The organism is Rhodoflexus sp., from assembly GCF_053489755.1.
Genome location: NZ_JBRCHD010000053.1, coordinates 142,502 through 162,781, shown reverse-complemented (window position 1 = coordinate 162,781; position 20,280 = coordinate 142,502). Strand labels below are relative to the sequence as shown.

The 20,280-nt window shown below is 48.1% G+C and carries 14 protein-coding genes and 1 tRNA gene; 8 read left to right on the top strand and 7 right to left on the bottom strand.

Annotation, left to right across the window (positions count from 1 at the left end):
• The 3 genes from ACWIP2_RS12450 to phhA form a co-directional block, all read left to right on the top strand.
• The coding region (locus ACWIP2_RS12450) for a hypothetical protein (RefSeq protein ID WP_448520261.1) at positions 1 to 638 on the top strand (638 nt) is incomplete at its 5' end.
• On the top strand, positions 598 to 2,028 hold the full coding sequence (locus ACWIP2_RS12445; RefSeq protein WP_448520260.1) for a hypothetical protein: 1,431 nt from the start codon (positions 598 to 600) through the stop codon (positions 2,026 to 2,028). The genes ACWIP2_RS12450 and ACWIP2_RS12445, both read left to right, overlap by 41 nt.
• 692 nt (positions 2,029 to 2,720) lie before the next feature.
• Positions 2,721 to 3,461, top strand: a complete 741-nt coding sequence (gene phhA / locus ACWIP2_RS12440) for a phenylalanine 4-monooxygenase (protein ID WP_448520259.1) — start codon at positions 2,721 to 2,723, stop codon at positions 3,459 to 3,461.
• Between the two features lie 59 nt (positions 3,462 to 3,520).
• Here the strand turns inward: phhA and ACWIP2_RS12435 are convergent, their stop codons facing one another.
• Entirely contained in the window at positions 3,521 to 4,654 is a 1,134-nt protein-coding gene (locus ACWIP2_RS12435; RefSeq protein WP_448520258.1) for a glycosyltransferase family 4 protein, read from the bottom strand.
• Positions 4,655 to 4,687: 33 nt separating this feature from the next.
• Positions 4,688 to 5,143 carry an NADH-quinone oxidoreductase subunit A gene (locus ACWIP2_RS12430; RefSeq protein ID WP_448520257.1) on the bottom strand — a complete coding sequence of 152 codons (456 nt, stop codon included), beginning with the start codon at positions 5,141 to 5,143 and terminating at the stop codon, positions 4,688 to 4,690.
• A gap of 68 nt (positions 5,144 to 5,211) precedes the next feature.
• On the opposite strand from ACWIP2_RS12430, the gene rlmD reads away from it, so the two are divergent.
• Complete coding sequence (gene rlmD, locus ACWIP2_RS12425; RefSeq protein WP_448520256.1) at positions 5,212 to 6,654, top strand: 23S rRNA (uracil(1939)-C(5))-methyltransferase RlmD; 1,443 nt, start codon at positions 5,212 to 5,214, stop codon at positions 6,652 to 6,654.
• Between the two features lie 7 nt (positions 6,655 to 6,661).
• Here the strand turns inward: rlmD and ACWIP2_RS12420 are convergent, their stop codons facing one another.
• On the bottom strand, positions 6,662 to 7,696 hold the full coding sequence (locus ACWIP2_RS12420) for a quinone-dependent dihydroorotate dehydrogenase (RefSeq protein WP_448520265.1): 1,035 nt from the start codon (positions 7,694 to 7,696) through the stop codon (positions 6,662 to 6,664).
• A 108-nt stretch (positions 7,697 to 7,804) separates the two neighbouring features.
• Here ACWIP2_RS12420 and ACWIP2_RS12415 point away from each other — a divergent pair, with 108 nt between their 5' ends.
• The gene (locus tag ACWIP2_RS12415; RefSeq protein WP_448520255.1) at positions 7,805 to 8,446 is read left to right on the top strand and encodes a hypothetical protein; all 642 of its coding nucleotides are present in this window, start codon (positions 7,805 to 7,807) and stop codon (positions 8,444 to 8,446) included.
• 6 nt (positions 8,447 to 8,452) lie between these two features.
• Here ACWIP2_RS12415 and ACWIP2_RS12410 read toward each other — a convergent pair whose 3' ends face one another.
• On the bottom strand, positions 8,453 to 12,124 hold the full coding sequence (locus ACWIP2_RS12410; RefSeq protein ID WP_448520254.1) for a hypothetical protein: 3,672 nt from the start codon (positions 12,122 to 12,124) through the stop codon (positions 8,453 to 8,455).
• A gap of 6 nt (positions 12,125 to 12,130) precedes the next feature.
• Here ACWIP2_RS12410 and ACWIP2_RS12405 point away from each other — a divergent pair.
• Together ACWIP2_RS12405 and ACWIP2_RS12400 are read left to right on the top strand one after the other, a co-directional pair.
• A tRNA-Ala gene (locus tag ACWIP2_RS12405) sits at positions 12,131 to 12,204 on the top strand.
• A 111-nt stretch (positions 12,205 to 12,315) separates the two neighbouring features.
• Positions 12,316 to 14,037, top strand: a complete 1,722-nt coding sequence (locus ACWIP2_RS12400; RefSeq protein ID WP_448520253.1) for an AAA family ATPase — start codon at positions 12,316 to 12,318, stop codon at positions 14,035 to 14,037.
• On the opposite strand, the gene ACWIP2_RS12395 is transcribed toward ACWIP2_RS12400, so the two are convergent.
• From ACWIP2_RS12395 to ACWIP2_RS12385, 3 genes are read right to left on the bottom strand one after another with little or no spacing between them, the layout of a single operon-like run.
• The gene (locus tag ACWIP2_RS12395; RefSeq protein ID WP_448520252.1) at positions 14,015 to 14,782 is read right to left on the bottom strand and encodes a class I SAM-dependent methyltransferase; all 768 of its coding nucleotides are present in this window, start codon (positions 14,780 to 14,782) and stop codon (positions 14,015 to 14,017) included. The genes ACWIP2_RS12400 and ACWIP2_RS12395 overlap by 23 nt on opposite strands.
• Before the next feature lies 1 nt (position 14,783).
• On the bottom strand, positions 14,784 to 16,118 hold the full coding sequence (locus ACWIP2_RS12390) for a vanadium-dependent haloperoxidase (protein ID WP_448520251.1): 1,335 nt from the start codon (positions 16,116 to 16,118) through the stop codon (positions 14,784 to 14,786).
• 49 nt (positions 16,119 to 16,167) lie between these two features.
• Positions 16,168 to 18,735, bottom strand: a complete 2,568-nt coding sequence (locus ACWIP2_RS12385) for a M14 family zinc carboxypeptidase (RefSeq protein WP_448520250.1) — start codon at positions 18,733 to 18,735, stop codon at positions 16,168 to 16,170.
• A gap of 95 nt (positions 18,736 to 18,830) precedes the next feature.
• On the opposite strand from ACWIP2_RS12385, the gene ACWIP2_RS12380 reads away from it, so the two are divergent.
• Positions 18,831 to 20,246 carry a hypothetical protein gene (locus ACWIP2_RS12380; RefSeq protein WP_448520249.1) on the top strand — a complete coding sequence of 472 codons (1,416 nt, stop codon included), beginning with the start codon at positions 18,831 to 18,833 and terminating at the stop codon, positions 20,244 to 20,246.
• The last annotated feature ends 34 nt before the right edge of the window (positions 20,247 to 20,280 follow it).

The following is a 20,280-nucleotide window of genomic DNA, read 5'->3' as shown; positions in this document are numbered from 1 at the left end:
TTGCCAACCAACTGCTTTCCCTTGCCCCAAAGTTGGGGTTGAAGTTTGAAAAAGAAACCGACGAAGAGCGATTCCAACTTCTGGGAAACGCCTTAGCTAATTTGAACAATCCTTGTTTGCTTGTTTTGGATAATGCCGATGATGCAGAAGAACTAAAAAAAAGCTATTATGATATTCTATCCAAACTTCAAAAGTTTCATATTCTAATTACCTCCCGAGTTTCTGCTATTCCTCACCTCAAAGGCATCGTGCCTTATACAATCAAAGGTTTGGAGAACGAGGACGCGCTACAGCTTTTTAAAAAATACTACGAAGCATATACGGGCAACGAAGATGATATTTTCTTAAAAATATACCAAGCGGTAGATAGAAATACCTTAGTAGTAAAAATATTAGCTCAAAACTTAGCAAACCTCAATGAAAAGAAACAAACCTATTCTTTGAAAAATCTTTATGATGATTTTAATAAAAAGGGTTTATTCAGTATCCGAGAAAAAGGCGAGGTTTTGCCCGAATACAAAAATATAGAGGGAAGAGCTTTGCAAGTAATAGGGGGGGATATACGACCTCAACGAGTTATCGGAAGACGAAGTAAAAATGATGTCTGTTTTTGCCGTACTGCCCGCAGAGCCTTTTGAGTACGAAATGCTATGCAACCTGTTGCAAGCGCAAGCAGAAGCACAAATAGAATCTGCGCTTGATAAACTGGCAAGCAAAGGCTGGATAGATAAAATCAAAGACCAAAACAAAATATGCTATCAAGTTAGCCCTCTGGTACAAGAACTTAGCAGAGAAAAAAATAAAAGCCGCTTAGAAAGTGATACTGCCCAATTGCTGCAAAGACTCTCCGAGTGCATAGACGAAGATAAAAATGAAATACAGACTATTATTGCCACTTACCTACCCATAGCCCAAAAAACAATAGAAAACTTTTCAAAAGCTACCGACTACATCAGTAAAGATGCCTTTAATTTGATAGAAGACATACGATATTTTGAGAAAAATATATTCTCGCTAAAATCTGACATCAAGTTGTCTTACAAGGCGCTCAAAGCGTACATTGAGCAAAAAGAAAGTGAAGTCGCTCACCAACACCGAAGTGATTTATTAGAAATTTATCAGTCATTTGTATATGCCTGTAAAAAAATACATCAATATGAAGAAGCGGTTTACTACCAAGAAGTGGTCATAAGCATATACAGAGAGCATGACCCAAAAAACAAAGAGGGATTAGCCAACGCTTTGGATGTGGCAGGGAATATCTGCTATCAAGCAAGCGGAAAATTTCTTAACAAAGCCTTAGAATATTACCAAGAAGAGGGCAGGTTATTAGAAGAATTAAGAAGTTCAAGTATCAAAATAGCCCGATGGCAAAATGATTTAGCCTTAGTATTAAAGGATTTGGGCGGCAAGGAGAATTTGCGACAAGCCCAAGACTTGCTACAAAAAGCCCTTGCCTCGGATATTGCTAACTTTGGCGAGCATGCCCCCACAGTGGCGCGATGCCAATCCAATTTAGCCTTAGTATTCAAGGATTTGGGGGGGGAGGAGAATTTGCTAAAAGCCCAAGACTTGCTACAAAAAGCCCTTGCCTCTAATATTGCTAACTTTGACGAGCACGCCCCTGCGGTGGCAATAAGCCAATCCAATTTAGCCTTAGTATTAAAGGATTTGGGCGGGGAGGCGAATTTGCGACAAGCCCAAACCTTGCTACAAAAAGCCCTTGCCTCGGATATTGCTAACTTTGGCGAGCATGCCCCCACAGTGGCAATACGCCAATCCAATTTAGCCTTGGTATTCAAGGATTTGGGCGGGGAGCAGAATTTGCGACAAGCCCAAGACTTGCTACAAAAAGCCTACGCTACCTGCCTGCCCCTGATGGGCGAGCAGCACTACTATACCCAAACGGTACTTGGTAATTTATTTGCCTTATACGTCCGGATACGCACAGGGAAACCCATGGAGCAATGCACGGAGGAAGAATTATTTTTTTATTTTTTGGGCTTTAAGGCTTGGCTTGAAGAGTGAGAAAAAGGAGGGCTATTTTAGCTAAGAAGGCGGCAAAATTTTTGAAAAACACAGGCAATGACGACGCTAAAAATGTATGCAAAATTTACAAGACTTCTTGCAAGATAAAATGCCCGAGCTGCGCCTTTTTCTGGAAAAATATCCTGTATAGAAACGCTATGCTTTCGGCTCGGTTTGCACCGAACGTTTTATCCCTCAAAAACACCTTTTATTTAAAAAATACGAGCATTACATCAATTCCCTGAACAAAACTTTGCTTTTTTTTGAAAAATAATGCCATTATGAATTGCATGATGGGTCAATCACCTCGGAAATGCCCTGTAGCGCTTATGTAAAACAGTTCAATGCTACCAATAAAATCTACGTGGTATAGATACTCATTTTAGTATGAACGCGCCTATTGAGGGCTCTAAAGGTGCGCCTTGCAAAGGTTAATGCCTGCCCAATGCAATATAGTTGCAGCAGTTTTTTTGCCTAATCGCATAAAATGCCTATATTTGCACGGCTGAAGCACATTCTTTTGCAAAAAGCGATGTGATAAAGTTTAAGTTTTTATACAAATTAATTTGACGATGAAGAAAGGCCGCCCTCTTTGAGAGCGGCTTTTTATTTTTTCTTTTGACAGATGTGGAAATATGCCGCTAATTAATTAACTTGCCAATAATTGCTTTACTAAACAATTTTGTACAACAATGACAGAGAAGCAGGATTACAACCGCTACACAGACGAAGACAGACAGGTGTGGCAACTACTGTTTGACCGACAAATGGCACAACTGCCCGGTCTTGCATCAAGTGCATATATGGAAGGCATCCAAAAAGTGGGCTTCCGCCGTGATCGCATCCCGCACTTTGACGAAGTAAACGAGGCTCTGGCAAAATATACCGGCTGGCAGTTGGTAGTAGTGCCCGGCCTGATTGATAACAAGCCCTTCTTTGAATTATTGCTCAATAAAAAGTTTCCTGCCACCACATGGCTACGCAAACTTGCCGAACTGGACTACCTCGAAGAACCCGACATGTTCCACGATGTGTACGGGCACGTACCACTGCTCACCAATCAGGACTTTTGTAACTTCCTGAGCGGGCTGAGCAATATTGCACTGGAACATATCGAAAATGAGTGGGCCATCGAGCTTATCTCGAGGCTGTATTGGTACACAGTTGAGTTCGGGCTTATTCAGGACGAAACAGAAGGGCTGCGCATCTACGGTGCAGGTATTCTCTCCTCCAGCGGGGAATCTGTTTACTGCCTTAGCGATCAGCCGCAGCGCGTACCTTTCGATGTAGAGCACATCATCAATACGCCCTACATCAAAGACAAATTTCAGGAAAAATACTTCGTCATTGATTCTTATCGTCAGCTATACGAATCGCTCCCTGAGGTTGCCCGTGTAATCAAAAAGCACATTAGCAGCATGAGTGTTGCATAAAAGAAACATGCTAAAGCATTGACTACTTAGCCCGTCAGGCAATTTTGCATGATGGGTTTTTATATGCCTTCGCTTACTTTTTCGCGCAGTATGCCCTTAGATTTGTATGGGATGGTCTGTGTATCGTGTAAGATATTGCCCTTGCGTTTGACTTGGAAACGCGATGACTGTAACTTTAACAAATGCGTCAGTAAGGTAGCTGCTATAATCCCGCCTGCTACAAGAACGTTGTCGTTGAAGCCTTGTAAGAGCAAGGCCGCTATGATAAACAAAAGGTTGGTTGCAAGAATGATAGTAGTAGCTACGGCATGAGGGAGGTGCATCCCAATTAACAAGTGATGGATGTGATTCAAACCGGGTGTGAAAGGCGAAATCCCCGCAGAAATGCGCAATACGAAAACACGGATCGTATCGAACAGTGGAAAAGCCAGCAAACAAGACACAAACATCACAGGGCTTGCAAGATAGTGTGTTTCTGTAGGCATTAAAGCAGCATTATCGCCCAGAAACTTGATTGTGATAGCAGCGGCGGTAAAGCCCAGAAGCAGCGAACCACAATCGCCCATGAAGATCTTTGACTGATAATTGAAAATCAGGAAGGCAAGCGTGCCGCCGATGATGCTAAAGCAAACCGTTGCTGTCGCCATGTCGCTGTTGATGTAGAACCAGTAGCCATAAGTTCCAAAAACCAATATGGCAATAGATCCGGCAAGCCCGTTGATCCCGTCAATCAGATTGAAGGCATTCGTGATCACAATAATTGTGAAGATACTTACCGGATAGCTCAGGTATAGCGGTATGTCTCCCACTCCCAGCAGACCATGCAGCGAGTCTATGCGGATACCACCGAAAAATATGATGATAAATGCCCCTGCAATTTCTGCAAGGAGCTTAATACTCGCTTTCAGCGGTAAAAAATCATCGCGGAAACCGATGATCACAATGCCGGTAGCGGCAGCCAGCAGCGGGAGATTAAAAAGTTGATTGCGCCAAAAAGACCATAACAACATTGTGATGATTAAACCCATGAAGATGGCAAGTCCGCCAAAACGAGGAATGCGCTGCGAATGTACCTTGCGCTCGTTAGGCATATCGTGGATCTGGTAACTGTTTGCCACCTTGATAATCTCAGGTGTCAGTACGAACGAAATGCCAAATGCAAGCAGTGCGCAACAAAAAAGTTCTTCTATCATAACAAGAGGATAGCCCGATAACAGACAGCAATTTTATTGCCGTTTATTGAATGCTTCGTAAACAGAACGCGGTATCGGACTATTTTGAATGTTTTTTACCAGATTTATTTTTTTACCCCAATCGAAATAGCCTTTTCGCCAGACGTAGCCCAGCCCAAGGGTGAGAATAAACAGGAATACAAAAATTTCTATCGTAACCCAGACAGCCCATGTGTTAGCAACGGCTTGTTGTGGCTGGAAAGCTGCTACTGCCCATGGAAAAAGGAAGAGCAACTCTGCCTCGAACAATAAAAAAACAAGCGCAATAATATAAAAGCGACTATTGAATATGCCATGTGCTGTACCTATCGGCTCCTCGCCGCATTCGTAGGCTGTCAGTTTATTGCTATCGGGGCGGTGCGGACGCAGCAAACGCCACACGCCAAAGGTAATTGCCACAAAAATCAGACTTCCGGCAATGAAAAAAAGCGCAGGGACGAGTAAATCCATTTACAAAGATACAGCAAAGCCCTAAACTCATAGCTTTTCGGATCGCAAACAAACTCTAATTTTGCAGCATGGCACGGAACAACAGGAAAGAAGAACTCTTGCTCGAACAGCTTGCAATCGAAGAAATGACCACTGAAGGCAAAGGGCTTGCCCGATACAACGGGATGGTCGTCTTTGTAGAAGGGGCAGTAACGGGCGATGTAGCCGATGTATCGGTCTATCGCCGCAAGAAAAACCTGATGGAAGCCCGCCTGACGCGCCTGATTACACCTTCGCCGCAGCGCCGCGAGCCATACTGTATGCACTTTGGCTACTGTGGCGGTTGTCGTCTCCAGCATTTTACTTACGAAGCGCAGTTGCAGTGGAAGCAAAAGCACGTCCACGACTGTATCGAGCGCATCGGCAAAGTATTCATACCTGAACACCGACCTATTTTACCCTCCGCGCAAACGATCCACTACCGCAATAAACTGCAATTTTCTTTTTCCAATAAACGCTGGTTTCCACGCGAAATGCTGGATCAAGCGCCTGCCATGGAGCAAAATGCTGTCGGCTTTCACGTACCCGGACATTTTGATAAAGTGATTGATATAGAAACCTGCTATCATCAGGCAGATCCTTCCAATGCTATTCGCAACGAGCTAAAGGCTTTTGCTTTACGGAACGCTTATACCTTCTTTGACATCTGGCTGCAAAAAGGCTTTTTGCGCAACCTGACCGTCCGCAATACGACGCTGGGGCAATGGATGCTCGTTCTGCAATTCTACGACGACCTGCCCGATCAGATCGAGGCGACCCTGCAATTCCTCGCTGATCGCTTTCCCGAAATTACTTCGCTGTTCTATGTAGTCAACCAAAAAGGCAACGATACTTTCGACGATCTGGAACTAATCCTCTACAAAGGATTGCCCTACATAGAAGAGCAGATGGAGCATATGCGTTTCCGCATCGGTCCGAAGTCTTTTTTTCAGACCAACAGCCGACAGGCAGTAGAACTCTACAAGGCTACCCGTTCATTGGCAGGGCTGACAGGCGAAGAAGTTGTCTATGATTTGTACACAGGCACAGGAACGATTGCCTGTTTTGTTGCCAATCAGGCTAAAAAAGTAGTTGGAATTGAATACGTTGAAGCTGCTGTACAAGACGCATGGCTCAATGCTTCGCTTAATAAGGTTGATAATGCCTCATTTTTTGCAGGCGATATGGCGCAGATTTTCAACGATGCCTTCATGGCGCAACACGGAAAACCCGATGTCATTATCACCGATCCGCCGCGCGCGGGTATGCACGAACTCGTCGTGCAGGCAATCAATCACAGCGATGCTAAGCGCGTAGTGTACGTAAGTTGCAACCCCTCTACGCAGGCACGCGACTTAGCATTGATGGCTGAAAAGTACGTACCGCTGGTTTCGCAGCCGGTGGATATGTTCCCACAAACTACACACGTAGAGAATATCGTACTTTTAGAGCGGCGCGATCTGGTAGAGCAGCGCTTGCAGGCAGCAAGCTAATCGGCTGCTAAACAGGATTTTTAAGTGCCCGACAGATGTTTTTAATCATGGCAGGCCCTTCGTAGATGAAGCCCGTGTAAACCTGCACGAGATCTGCTCCGGCGGCTAATTTTTCCTGTGCATCGGCGGCGGTGAAAATCCCGCCAACCCCAATAATTGCGAATTGCTTCTTGCTTTTTGTCGCCAGATAGCGAATGACTGCCGTCGAACGGTCGCGGACGGGCTTTCCGCTTAGCCCACCGTTGCCAATGGCAGCCAGGGTTTCTGTTCCTGTTTGCAGCCCCTCGCGGCTGATCGTGGTGTTGGTTGCAATCACGCCTGCTAATTGTGTTTCCAAAACGATTGCCACAATATCGTCTAACTGTTGCTCGGTTAGGTCGGGGGCTATTTTCAGCAGGATAGGCTTGGGTTGGGCTTGCTCTCTGTTGCGCTGCTGTAACGCATGAAGCAGTGCCGTCAGCGGGGCTTTTTCCTGCAATTCGCGCAGCCCCGGCGTATTAGGCGAACTCACATTGACTACAAAGTAATCAACCTCCTTGTACAAAGCGTCGAAACAGGCCAGATAATCATTCAGCGCCTCCTCGTTGGGCGTATCCTTGTTTTTACCGATGTTTCCACCGATAATGAGATCGGTTCGGCGTTTTTTCAGGCGTTCTACGGCAGCATCTACGCCTTCGTTGTTAAACCCCATGCGGTTGATCAGTCCGCCGTCTTGCGGCAAACGGAACAAGCGCGGCTGCGGATTACCACTCTGCGGACGCGGAGTCAGCGTACCAATCTCAATAAATCCAAAGCCAAAGCAAGCTAATTCATCAATCAGGCGGGCATCTTTGTCAAACCCCGCAGCAAGTCCAACCGGATTGGGGAAAGTCAAGCCCATGAGTTGCTTTTGCAGCCCCTTACTATCAGGCACAAAAAGCGCACGGGCAATCGTTTTTGCCAAAGGCAGGGACAACAGCGATTTAATCAGTCCAAAAGTGAAATGATGCGCCTTTTCGGCATCCATTTGGAACAGCAGCGGGCGAATGAACGAGCGGTACAGCAACGGATTGACAAGTTTTAGACTTTCAAAATTACGCCAAAGGAACGCATTTCGGCACGATTTTATTACTTTCGGGCTTCCGTAGCAAATTCATAACTAATTGAACCTATGCAAAAGTATTTGTGGATATTTCTGATCGGCGTACTGGCGCTCGGCGGTACAACGGCTTGCAAAAACAAGCAGAAAATAGCCGAACAACAGGCACGTGAAGCCAAAGCCAAGCAAATTGCGCAGGCAAAGTCCGAATTGCAGGCACTGCTCAACGACGACGGTAAATCTATCGAAGAGCGAGATCAGGCTTTGAATCGCATCAAAGCGCAAAATATTGATGATCCGGAAGTGCAGGCACTCATCAGACAACTGGAGCAAAAATTAGCTACCGAGAAAACAGAGCGCGAACGACGCGCAGAAGAGGAGCGACGCATCCGTGCAGAGGAGGAGCAACGTAGAAACGAGGTTGTCAAAGTAGAGCGCACCATCCACGACTATTTCCGCGATATTGTTGGCTCAGGAAACACAACAGCAGCTAACAACCGCATCCAAGAAGCGCTGCAAATGTTCGCATCTCCCAACGCACCCGTGCTAATTATCATCGGTGTATTCAACGGGGAAAAGGACTATGACCGCCCTACGACGATTGCCAATTATCTCAACTACCTGAAAGATCAGAAAAAAGCGCCGCACAAAATTGCAAACATAAAGAAAAATGCAGCAGGTAAAATTGAGGAGTTGGAATTAGAAAAACAGTAACAGCCATCAAAATAAGGCTGTAACCTGCATCCGACCGATGTGCACTACAGGCTGCGCGGGCGAACTGCGTCCTTCGTACTGCATCGTCAGTTGCAAACCATTGCCGAGGCGCTGCTGCCAGTTGAGCGACCAATTAAGATTCGTTCCGGGTTGTAGCGCCTCTAATATTTCATAGCCAACAGGGCTGTTGATTTCCCCGTTGTAGCGAATATTTGCTAGCCTGAGTCGCGCCTGAATGTTGCGCTTGCTTTCCTGCGCCCAACGCATCTCTGCCAGTATTTCGTTGAACCGCGCTTGCTCTGCCTCGCTGCCCGCATCTTTTTGCTGGTACACATAGCCGCCGGAAAGGCGGATTTTGGGCGAAGGCTGCCACGCCAATTCCGGCTTGAACTGCCGCGCTGCAATCGCAAAGTTGCGGTTGGGCATAAAATCCGAAGCATTTTTGGTCGTGCTGCTGCCCAACTGTACGCGTAGGTTGATCTCTGTGCTGAAATTGCGCCGCAGGTTCAGTTGCCACTCGGTCAGGGTGCGCCCCTCAAAGCCATTGGTTAGCAATTGCTTTTGTCGGGTTTGCACAAAGGCAAAATCTGCGCCCCACTTTGGATCGGTGCGGTTAAAAAACAGCGTGCTGCGCAGCGCCTCCTGCGTAGCCAGCAGCGCACTGTCTGCCACCGAAGCAAAAGGCAGCCAACGCGCGGTCAGCCGCTGGTCGGTGAGGCGGCGGTTGATCGTCCACGCGCTTACATTGCTAAACTTTGCCAGCAACTGCCGAATACCTTTTGCCTTGTTCCATGTGCGGGGAAAACCCATGTTCACGCGCCAGCTCAGACTATTGGCAAAGGCAGGGATGTATTCATCGGTTGGAGTAAAAAATTTGATAAAATTCCGCTCGTCGGGGTTGATGGCAAGGTAAAACTCGTTGAGTTGCTGAATCCCGTCGCCGTTGTCGTCGCGCCAAGTGTGCGTACCCAGCCCGTTATTGACTTGCAGGAACACAAACTCGCGCCGCAACTCGCGCCCGGTGTTGTTGGCAAGCGTCAGTTCGCTGCGGATTGTCCGCTGCCAAAAGGTTGCGTGCCAGTCCAAGCGCCCCATGAGCGTCTCTTCGTTGCGGGGAGTTTGTTCGCCGTTGCGTATCAGGTTTTCGAGATTGCGATAGGTCAGCAATAGATTGAACCATTGCAACTCGGTGCGCTTCTGCCAATTCAGATTGGCGGTGTGCGCCCTTGTACCCCGTTGCAGATCACCTGCCAGCGGCAAAAAATCCTCGCGAAAGGCATAAGAACCATTGATCTGAAATTTTGCACTATCGCCGTTGCGAATGTAGGCTTTATGCTCATAGAAATTCATCGCGGTAGCTACGACGCTATCGCGGTTGGTATTGCGCACAGCATTGCGGTCGGTACTGAACTGGTAGCCGGGCACAAAGCGATTGCCTAAGTAGGCAATATCGGCGGTGAGGCGCTGCCAGTCGGACCGAAACGATTCGCCCCCGCGCTGGAAACGATTTTGCATCAGAAAGCCCGTTGTTTGCAGCTGCCATTTGCCCAGCAGATAGCCGGCTTCTGCCCATTGTTGAAAACCATTTGCCTGATTGCCGCGCAGCCTGCGCAAATGTTTGGCTTGTACATAACGCGCTCCCTTTCGCAAACCACCCGAAACCTGCCAGAGGTAGTCGTCCTCAGGCTGGGAAACAATGCCCAGCGAAACATCTTCAATTGACCAATCGCGGTCAAATTCGATATAGCGAAAGCGATCTATCGGGCGGAAATTAGCATCGGTTCGCGTCAAAGATAACTCAGCGTTCCACTCGGCATCTTGCAAAGCCCCCTGCCTGATTTTTTCTCCCGCGTTGCGATAGCCCAGTTGGATGGCGCTGCCGCTGTTGTCCTCGTTGTTCAAATCGGAAAACATGTTGATATCAACGCTGCTAAAGGCTGCTTCTGCAAACAAACTTCCGTTGCCGTGCAGTTTGTAAGAGCCGCCCAGCGTTGCCATTTGGCGCTCGTTGGGCGCAGCCAGCAGGCGCACCGGCGCAAAATTGCCCTGACCTAATCCCGCCCAGATAAACTCGCGCCCGTTGGCGGTCGGGCTGCCTGCCACATAATCGCCACGACCGAAACCGACTTCCGAAAAAGTGATGCTGAAAAGTTCGCCACCCGGTTGCTGCGCCCGCTCGTAGAAGCGCACAATCCGTCCCTCAATGAGCGTATCGCGGGCACGGTACAAAATGCGATTCACGTCCCAAGCCTCTACAGGAAAAATTGCAGGCGCAAGGGCATTGTTAAGACTATCTCCCACATTGGCAAGCAAGCGGCGGTCTTCGTTGCTCAGTTGTGCCAGCAGCGGGTTGCGTGGGTTATCGCGCTCGCGGTAAAACTGTCCGAATACCTGCGTCCGTTCGCCGAGTTGCTGCTGATGCCCCACCTGCAAAATGCTGCGGGCATAGTTTTGCGATACAAACTCTACATCTGCCCGCACCCGCGAAAAACGCGTAATGACAATGCGGTTGGTAAAGGTAATTTCGCCGGTGTTGTAGTCTATTACGTAATCGTAGTTAAAGCCGCGCACCAGCAACTGATTGTCCAAAAATATTTTTTCCGAGTTGGCAAGGATAATGACAAAGCGCTCGCCGTCGGGCCCGCGCAACCTATAGGGGCCAAGTACCCCTTCCTGTACTTCAATGGTTTGCGAAACAAAGCGTCCTTTGGCAACTCCAACGGCAGCTACCGATTGCGCCCGTGCATTGCCTGTACTGTCGCGAGTTGCATAATCAGTTTCTACCATGCCGCCGAGTACATTCTTGAAAAATCTGAGAAAGTGCGAAGGCGATTGCTGCGGCTGCTGCAAAACTACGTCCCCTACGCTCAAAGCAGCCATTTTGTGGCGCAGTTTCATCAGTACGCGGTCAAACTGCCGCACCTGCAAGGTGTTTCCTTCCGGTTGAAAAGGAACATTTTGGTCGGTAAGTACCGCTGTCAGGTGCAAATCTTCGGAAATATTGCCTTCTAATTGCAGGTTAAGCGCGGACTGTACAAACACGTCCTGCCGATTGCCAAAGGCAATGCCTCGCGTCAGGCTCCCGTTTTTTTGCAAACCTTGTACGTTGAAAAGTTGCTCGCGCGGCGGGGCGGTGGTATATACAGGTTTAGTCATGTCGGAAGTAACCTCGCTGTAAGCGCCCGAATCGTACCGCGTCTGGCTACGACGCGCAAGCGGCTTACCCAGCAGCAGCGGCAATAGCCGATAGCAAAGTCGCACAGAGTCGGGCAGCTGCTGCCCCTGTGCGGTTGCCGCCTGAACAACCACCTGATTTTCCTGCAAATCGTAGCGAAGTTGCAAAGGATAGTCGGGGAATGTTGCTGCTATCCGCAACGAAGCGGGCACAAGACTGAGGCTGTCAGGCATTAAAACTGCCGTTGCACGGCTACCATCTGCCGATATTTCAAACTTCAGCGGAAAAGTTTTACAGGTTTCGGGTGGTGGACTTGCCGTCGGTCGTTGTGCCAATAGTTGCAGCGAACTGCCCAACAGTAAACCGCAAACAAACAAATACCTGAGAATGCGCAACAACTTTTTCAACGCGGAATCACCCGAAAGAATTTTGGCTTCACTCAAAAATAAGCAAATTTGGAAAAAGGCTTGCAGAATTGCAGGAAGCCTGTAATTTTGTGGCATACTCATGGGGTGTTAGCTCAGCTGGCTAGAGCGCTTGCATGGCATGCAAGAGGTCATCGGTTCGATTCCGATACGCTCCACAAAATTCTGCCCGTTTTGCCCCTGCCTTTCGTACCAACGAAAGGCTTTTTTGTTTAGCTGACGCATCCCCTCTCAATCGTGTTTTGCATCCTTTGGCTATCTTTACAAGTATGAAAGACATTCGTTTTCCATATGGACTGAGCAATTTTGAACAATTAGTCAGCAACGATTATGTGTTTGTTGACAAAACGCCGTTTATTGCTGCTTTGGAAAATGCAACACCTTTTGCTTCCTTTCTCCGTCCGCGTCGTTTTGGTAAGAGCCTGCTGGTGTCGATGCTGTCGTATTACTACGACATCCGCCATCGCGACAAGTTCGACAAACTTTTCGGCAAATACTACATTGGCAAGCACCCAACTGCTCGCGCCAATAGTTTCCGTGTACTCAATTTCAACTTCAGCGGCATCAATACCGATACGCCCGAAAGCAGCCGGCAAGGGTTTAACTTTTCAGTAAAGTCTTCCGTTGCAGGCTTCTTGATACATCATCCTATTTTTTCAGAAGCCCAGCAAGCGCTGATTATGAAGGAAGAAGATGCAGAAAAGATTCTTAGCACATTGTTCGAGGTTTATAATGCATCAGAACGCCTGTACCTGTTTATCGATGAGTATGATCATTTTACAGATGAAATTTTGCTACAAAGCATAGATAGCTTCAAAAGCGCCGTTTCGCAAAATGGCTATGTACGCAAATTTTACGAAGTCATCAAAAATGCTACGCAGTCGGGCGTAGTAGATCGTTTTTTCCTCACAGGGGTTTCGCCCGTTACTTTAGACAGCCTCACCAGCGGCTTCAATATCATTACGCACCTGACTAAAGACCTGTATTTCAATGATATGATAGGCTTCTCTGAGACGGAGGTTCGGGGCTTGCTACAAATGATCTTAGCCGACAAAACAAAAGAAGCTACTATTACAGATGATTTAAGGCGCTATTACAATGGCTATAAATTCCATCCTGAAAGCCCGCAAAATATATACAACCCGGATATGGTGCTGTACTTTCTCAAAGAGTTTTACCTACGGCAGAGTTACCCCAGGCAAATGCTCGACCCTAACATCATGCCGGACTACGGCAAGATCAAGCGGCTTTTTGAGGTAGCTAACTGGCAGTCAAATGTAGCAGTACTGGAGGAAATCTTGCGTGAAGGACAAATTGCCGATGCCGAACTTTACCAGTTTAGTTTCGAAAAGCCCTTTGGAAGAACCGAATTCGTCAATTTCCTCTACTACCTGGGTAACCTTACCATCGCAGGGGAAAACGACGCAGGACAAATTTTGTTCAAGATCCCCAACCGAGTCATTGCGGAATTATACTGGCAGTACTATGCTTACCTCTTGCAACAACGTGCCGACTTTAAGTACGATGAAATCCGCGTAGGTGATATTCTCGCAGCAATGGCGATGGGCAACGAAAAGCCCTTTTTTGAACTGATCGAGCGCACACTGAAGGCACTTTCCAATCGCGACTTTCAGAAATTTGATGAAAAGTACGTCAAAATGCTTATGATTGCCTATGCTATGCAGTCAGGTATTTTCCTTATCCAAACCGAACGCGAACTATCGGGCGGCGGCTATACCGATATCGAGATGCTAGTGCGCCCCAATAACACTAAGCAACACTTTCAGTACCTGCTCGAAGTAAAATATCTCAAATCGGCTAACCGTGCCAAGCTCAAAACGCTGCAACAAGAGGCTGCAGATCAACTGCGATACTACCTGCAAAACGATAACTTTCTCAAAAGCCAACACAAGCTCAGAGCCTTGTCGGTTGTGGTGATGAAAGACCGCGTTTTTGTATCAGAAATACCTACACCTGATAAATCAGCATAGCTGAAACCCCAAAAGGGAACTTCCAGCCATTGCGCAGCATCGGGCGTTCAATCCCAAAAATACCTTCCAGCAAACGATTGACAGGGCTGCCTTCTGGCACTACGTTATTATCTGCACCCGTTCCCTTGCGTATCAGATTTTTTGGCAACCACTCGGCAATCAAGCGAAAGGCAGCTACAGGCGGAAAAAGTAGCGAATTAAAATAAGTGCTGTAAATAATTTTGCCATGCGGATGATTAGCTGCATGATTTTCTTCAAAAATCTGCCGTAAACCTGTCATCGTATAACGGCGGTGGTGGTGGTTAATTACATCGTGATGACTCCAAAGAAACTGGAATGCCGGAACGCTGACCATTACGTGTCCGCCCGGGCGACATACGCGCTTCATCTCGCGCACGGCCAGCGCATCATCTTCTACGTGTTCGATCACGTCGAAAGCGCAAACCAGATCGAAAGAGGCATCGGCAAATTGCAAGTCCAGTATCGAACCTTCCTGCACCTCAAAGGGCAGTTTATCACGCGTGAATGCAACGCAGTAGGCATCGTATTCTATAGAACTGACCTCGCCGAACGCCTGCAAAAGCTCGGTCGTTCGTCCGGTTCCCGCTCCAATATTGAGGATTTTCAAATCTGTTCTTCCATTGGCAAATTGCTCGATGCGCTCCATCAAAATGCGGTTGCGCACCTTGAACCACCAATTGGTGCGCTCCAGTGTGTAATATTCCTCGTAATATTTTCTTTCCATTTTAGCGTTCTCTCTGGCGCGTTTGCAGGCGGCTGATGATGTAAGCGCCCACTTTTTTGCCTTGTTCCAAGCCGTTTTCAATCGCTGGACGGTAGTGAATGCCGCCGTAAATCCGGCTATCGGAGGCTTCCTGTGCCGCCTGACGGAAGGACGTATAGCTGCGAACCGGCAAGCCATAGCGCACCTCTGTACTGTCCTGATAAGCAAATGGTTCGCCGTACAAATGCGTTAAAATTTCACCGCAAACGCCCGATACTACGCTGTGTCCGCTCGTATATTCGGGAAATGGGGGCGTTTGCAGCAAAGGTATCCATGCTTTGTCTATGTGCTCATTGATATATGTTTCAGGACGCACCAGATTGCTGCGAAACTTTTCATCCCAACAACTGATAAAGCCGTCGGCAAGCCCAATAGCCACCCATGCGTAGGTCTCGGCAGCCCGCTCGAAACTATCCCCGGCGGTGCGACTTGCAATAGAGGCAATGCTGATCCAATGTCCGCCGGGTGTAATTTTCTTGGTTGCATACATTACATGTCCTTGCAAACTGACGTGATAAGGATTACAATCCCAAAAATTTGCAATTTCTGCTTGCTCTTTGGTAAGTGACAAGCCAATTTTATAGACTTCATACGCTTCCTTGTAAAACTTGCTCGCCGTATCGGTGCTGAAAGGTGTTGGAGGCAATGGTGCAAACTGATCGGCACTGGTCAAGGTAAAAGGACGAATCTGATTCCAGTTTGGCTCGATTGCGTCCATGTAGGCAGGCGGAGTAGGCAGCCAACGCCCCGCCGAAGTAGTTACGGTAAACTTAGGTGCGCTGCGCGTTTCTTTGTAGCGGTCGCCCCCAGACCAAGCAATGATATGATTGGCAACAGCCTCCCCTACTTCCATAGAATGCTCGTAAACCGCCTCAGGAATGCCTGTCGCCTTCATTTCTGCATAGATTTTTTCCTGAAAAGCGGCTATCTTTTCTTCTGAGAAAATGAGCTTTTTGCCTACTGTTAAGTAGGCATGGACTGCTGCCAGCGGAACAGAATACTTTTTTGCAGTATCAATGGCAGGCAACGGCTGCAAGTCGGTAAGTTGCCCCGCCAAACTTTTGTATTCCGGATTGCCAAGCGCTACGGTTTCATAAGCTGCTATCGAAGCGTACACATATATCCGTGAAGCGACAGGCGGCGAGAAAATATCATGTACAATCACATCGGTCAGTTGCTGCACTGAACGATGCAGAAAATCAGGATTTGCAAGTTGCTTCTCGTAGTCTTGAGGCGGCTTACAGCCCGAAATTTGCCACAAGAAAAGTATGATTCCAACGCGCAGTAGATACTTCATAAGACGATCGTTGTTTCTAAACATCTATGCAAAAATAATCTTTTGAGCGCTATTCCTCCTCCTGATTACCGCTAACCGTCGGTACAGTAATATTGCCGCCAAAAATAATTGCATTGAGGAACAGGCGATTCGTACCGTACCAAATGCCTCTGAAATTCGGATTGTCGGTAAAGAGTATCACGCGCCCCGCGCCTTCGCCGCTTACGACTATGGCTGGCGCGTTTTGTATTTTTTTCAGATTAGCTGATGAAACATACCCTCCAATTAACGGATTAGCCGTGTATTGCCCAACAGTATTGTAAGGATTGTCCGATGGTTTGAGGAAAGTAGCGCCGTTGCGAAATACCGATACTTTGCGGCTGTGGAAACCAAAACCGATGGGGTGCGTTGTGTCCACATCCATTTCCAGAATAATTCCGCCTATGGACTTTGCACCTTCTATGTAAACCGCGTTGTCGTAGTCGTAGCGCACAGGTTTAGGATTTTTCACTGTATCGGCGGGCATGAGTTTTTCTTTGGTTAAGCCATTGCGGACTGCCCACTCAACGGCGGATTTTTGGGCAATCAGCGTGCCGCCGTTTTGTACCCACATCTTCAGGCGGTCGGTAAAGGTTTTATCCATACTATAAGCGCCGTTTACCATGATGATGGTATTGTAGCGATTCCAATTGATGCGGTTCAGATTGCCGACATCTACCTTGCTAATGGGCATACCAACGCGGGTATCCAACAAGTGCCAAACTTCTCCAGCCTCATAAGGACTGACTCCCTGCCCGACAATCATCAGCGCTTCGGGTTTTTTCAGGGTGCGCACGTAGTTGCTGCCTAAATCTATGCCGTCGGCGCTTCTGCCGCTGCTGATACCTTGAATAGTAATTTTAGCCTGCGTCTGCACTTTCTTCAACAAACTGAACAGCGAATCTGCGCCAATTTTTTGCTGTTGAACAGGCAAAAAAATTGTTCCATAGCCAAAATTTTCGGTTTTCCCGTCAATATTCATGCTAAATGGACGAAAGGCGGCTTGCACTATTGCGCCGCCGTCCAATAGACGGTAAACCGCCTGCGCCGCGTTGTAATCCGTCCAACGAATCAAGTAGCCATAAGAGGATTTTTCAACAGCGGGCGGATTGGCAACTTTGGGCGCGGTTGCTTTTGCGCCTCTGGCAAATGCCGTTCTAATTTCAGCATAAGGCAGATTAAAAGCGTGTACCATTGACCAAGCGGAAGCGTCGTAAAACAGACTATCGGCGTAGGGAATGGACTTTTCAAACAGTGAGCGCACCATGATATAGTTCGGCTGCTCGGTCGGCACGATGTAGGCGCTGCCCTTCTCAAAGCGATTGCCCGCCAGATTGAGCGGCGTTTCCACTTCGTAAACTTCTACTTCGTGTTGCAAACACAGGTTCACAAAGGCATTGGTGCGCGTAGCATCGTTTGCATCGCCAAAAACATAGCCTTTGATAGGACTACGGGCTGCCTGCTCGCGGCTGATGCGGAAAAAATCGCGGCGCATGTTGAGCAATTCGCTGCGTTCGGCTTGTGCGGCGCGCAGGGTCGCTAATGCTGAAAGAAACTGGTTGCGGATGGCAAAAGCAAAAGTAATTTGTCCGGTGGGCGTTTCCTGTACGTGTCCGCGCGAACTTGCCTGCTCAAACAGGAAGCCTGCGCCGCCGTAGAAATTGATGTAGCTAGAACCATAGCCCGGGTAAAGTTTGTCAAATACTTCCCGTGTAAAATATTGAGAACCAATGCTGTTCATCGCTTGTTCAAAGTACTTGCTAAATTTGGGATACACTTGCTTGTAGAGCCTGTCGGGGACGATTGGGTTATCGCTGCTCGGCTTTCCCGGGTCAAAATAGAAGGTAGAGTTTGTACCCATTTCGTGGTGGTCAACGAATACATAAGGTCGCCACTTGTGAATAAATCGGGCGCGCGCTTGCGCTTCGGGATGTACTAACAGAAACCAATCGCGGTTGGGGTCAAACCAATAGTGGTTCATTCTGCCGCCAGGCCACGCTTCGGTATGCTCTCTGTCTAAGGGGTCAGCCACCAAAGGGTTGGCTTTGTGCATATTCGCCCATGTGTTGAATCGGTCGCGGCCATCGGGGTTTTGCACCGGCTCAATGATGATGACCATGTTATTCAGCCAGTTTTTCACTTCTTCACTTTCCGAAGCGAGCAGGTAATAAGCTGTCAGCAGGGCGCTTTCGCCGCCTGATGCCTCGTTGCCGTGTACGTTGGCGGCAATTTGCACCACCAGCGGCTCGTTGTCGTAGGCAGTGGAGGTATTGCGCTGCAAGTGTTTTTGGCGGATGTCTTCCAGTCGGCTGTGATTGGCAGGGCTAGTAATGATTAAAGCTATTAACGGACGATGCTCATAACTCTGTCCGAAGACTTCAAAAGTTGCCTTGTCTGACAGCCGCGCTAGTTCCTGAAAATAGGCAACTACGCGGTCGTAGCGCGTGTGGTGGCTGCCTATCGGATAGCCCAAGAATTGCTCGGGCGTAGGAATGGCGGGATTCATCGCCCCGCTATTGGGATAGAAATAATTTGCCTGCGCCCTTGCGCCAACTACCAGCGCTTGCAGGCATAACATCGTAAGGAACAATCGCTTCATGGGAGAATGATGGAATAAAAACACCTGACAGGCAATATCGGAAAAACTCTTTAATTTTGGTACTTGCTTTCCAGAATCCTCTTTGATGCAAAAGGATGCTTTATGCCCTGCTTCACCTGCTAATTGTGCCGCCTGTATTGCATAAACTGACGAAAAAACTACGCCCACAGCCGCTGGGCGCTGTTTTTTTGCCGGGATTATTATTGAAAGTAGCGGCGGGCTGGGCAGTAATTGTCGTTTTGCAACGCTACTACGGCGGCGGCGACGTGATGCACACTTTTCAGCAAAGCATGTTGCTGCGCGAAATCCTGTTAGAGTCGGCGCTGCGATTTTGGCAGTTTCCTTATGATATGCCGCAGGGCGATTTTTACTACCTCTACGGCTTCCCCGACCTTACGCCGTCTTTTGTTTTCATTTGTAAAATAACGGCATTGGTAAGCCTCACAACGGGCGAAAATATCTGGCTCATCAGCAGCTGGTTTTCAGCTTTCGCCTTTGCGGGCTTCTGGTTGCTGGGCAATGAACTCTGCCGCCGCAACAATGACCTGAAAATACCTGTCTTGATTGCTTTTTTTCTTGTGCCTTCTGTGGTTTTTTGGTCGGCGGGGCTGCTCAAAGAAACGCTGCTCTGGGGCGCTTTGGGGCTGCTTTTTTGGGCGGCGCTGCGCTTGCGTTTCGGCGCACACGGATTGCGGCGGATACCGCAGACAAAAGCTGATTTTTTGAAAGGAAAAATCCCTCACCGTTGTTCGTGTCCCCACGAACAACATCCGTACAATTCTCACGAACAACAGACCACCCGTAGGTGGTTTGTGAGGACACAAACCACGGCAGAAGAAAAAATCACGGCAGTGACGCAAACCACGGCAGTCGTCATCATTGCCATACTCTCCGCATGGCTGATTTTGCAGGTCAAGTATTACATATTCGCGGCTGCTGTGCTTGCTGTGGCGGTTTATTGGCTGCTGCAATGGCAAAAAAAACTGTGGCAGTTTTTTCTAACAGCGCTCATCCTGCTGCCGCTGCTGCTGTGGGCAATTGGTCAGCTACACCCGAACCTTTCGCCTGATGCGCTGGCGATTGCCGTCCACCGAAATTATGAGCGGATGGTTGCCATTAGCGATGCAGACAATCTCATCTGGTTGGATTTACAGCCCGATTTCATCAGCCTGATAAGTCAAGTGCCTTTTGCGCTCAAAGCGGCGCTTTTTTCGCCCATGCCTTGGGAAAGCGGCAACCTGCTGCGCAAACTGACGGGTATGGAAAATCTGCTGTTGTTGCTGCTTGCATTGGGTATTCGCTTGCCTCGTTCCAACCGCTATTTGGCTGAAATTATGGCGGCGGCGTTGTTTACGGCGGCGCTTGCGGCAATGCTGACGCTCAGCTCGCCTAACATCGGCGCGCTTGCCCGCTATAAGGTGAGTTATTTGCCCTTACTTTGGCTGCTGGTTTGCTCAAGCAACCGTTTTTTACAAACTTTGCCCTTTCAAAAACTCAAAGCGCTTTTTTGAGGTTTTATTATTTGACAGCTCTGCAAGAATGCAG

What these genes read in the sequence shown, in the direction of transcription:
- ACWIP2_RS12390 (WP_448520251.1), bottom strand. Translation starts at nt 16,118, where the DNA reads ATGAAGTATCTACTGCGCGTTGGAATCATACTTTTCTTGTGGCAAATT.
- ACWIP2_RS12435 (WP_448520258.1), bottom strand. Translation starts at nt 4,654, where the DNA reads ATGATAGAAGAACTTTTTTGTTGCGCACTGCTTGCATTTGGCATTTCG.
- ACWIP2_RS12385 (WP_448520250.1), bottom strand. Translation starts at nt 18,735, where the DNA reads ATGAAGCGATTGTTCCTTACGATGTTATGCCTGCAAGCGCTGGTAGTT.
- ACWIP2_RS12410 (WP_448520254.1), bottom strand. Translation starts at nt 12,124, where the DNA reads ATGCCACAAAATTACAGGCTTCCTGCAATTCTGCAAGCCTTTTTCCAA.
- ACWIP2_RS12430 (WP_448520257.1), bottom strand. Translation starts at nt 5,143, where the DNA reads ATGGATTTACTCGTCCCTGCGCTTTTTTTCATTGCCGGAAGTCTGATT.
- ACWIP2_RS12395 (WP_448520252.1), bottom strand. Translation starts at nt 14,782, where the DNA reads ATGGAAAGAAAATATTACGAGGAATATTACACACTGGAGCGCACCAAT.
- phhA (WP_448520259.1), top strand. Translation starts at nt 2,721, where the DNA reads ATGACAGAGAAGCAGGATTACAACCGCTACACAGACGAAGACAGACAG.
- ACWIP2_RS12400 (WP_448520253.1), top strand. Translation starts at nt 12,316, where the DNA reads ATGAAAGACATTCGTTTTCCATATGGACTGAGCAATTTTGAACAATTA.
- ACWIP2_RS12380 (WP_448520249.1), top strand. Translation starts at nt 18,831, where the DNA reads ATGCTTTATGCCCTGCTTCACCTGCTAATTGTGCCGCCTGTATTGCAT.
- ACWIP2_RS12415 (WP_448520255.1), top strand. Translation starts at nt 7,805, where the DNA reads ATGCAAAAGTATTTGTGGATATTTCTGATCGGCGTACTGGCGCTCGGC.
- rlmD (WP_448520256.1), top strand. Translation starts at nt 5,212, where the DNA reads ATGGCACGGAACAACAGGAAAGAAGAACTCTTGCTCGAACAGCTTGCA.
- ACWIP2_RS12445 (WP_448520260.1), top strand. Translation starts at nt 598, where the DNA reads ATGATGTCTGTTTTTGCCGTACTGCCCGCAGAGCCTTTTGAGTACGAA.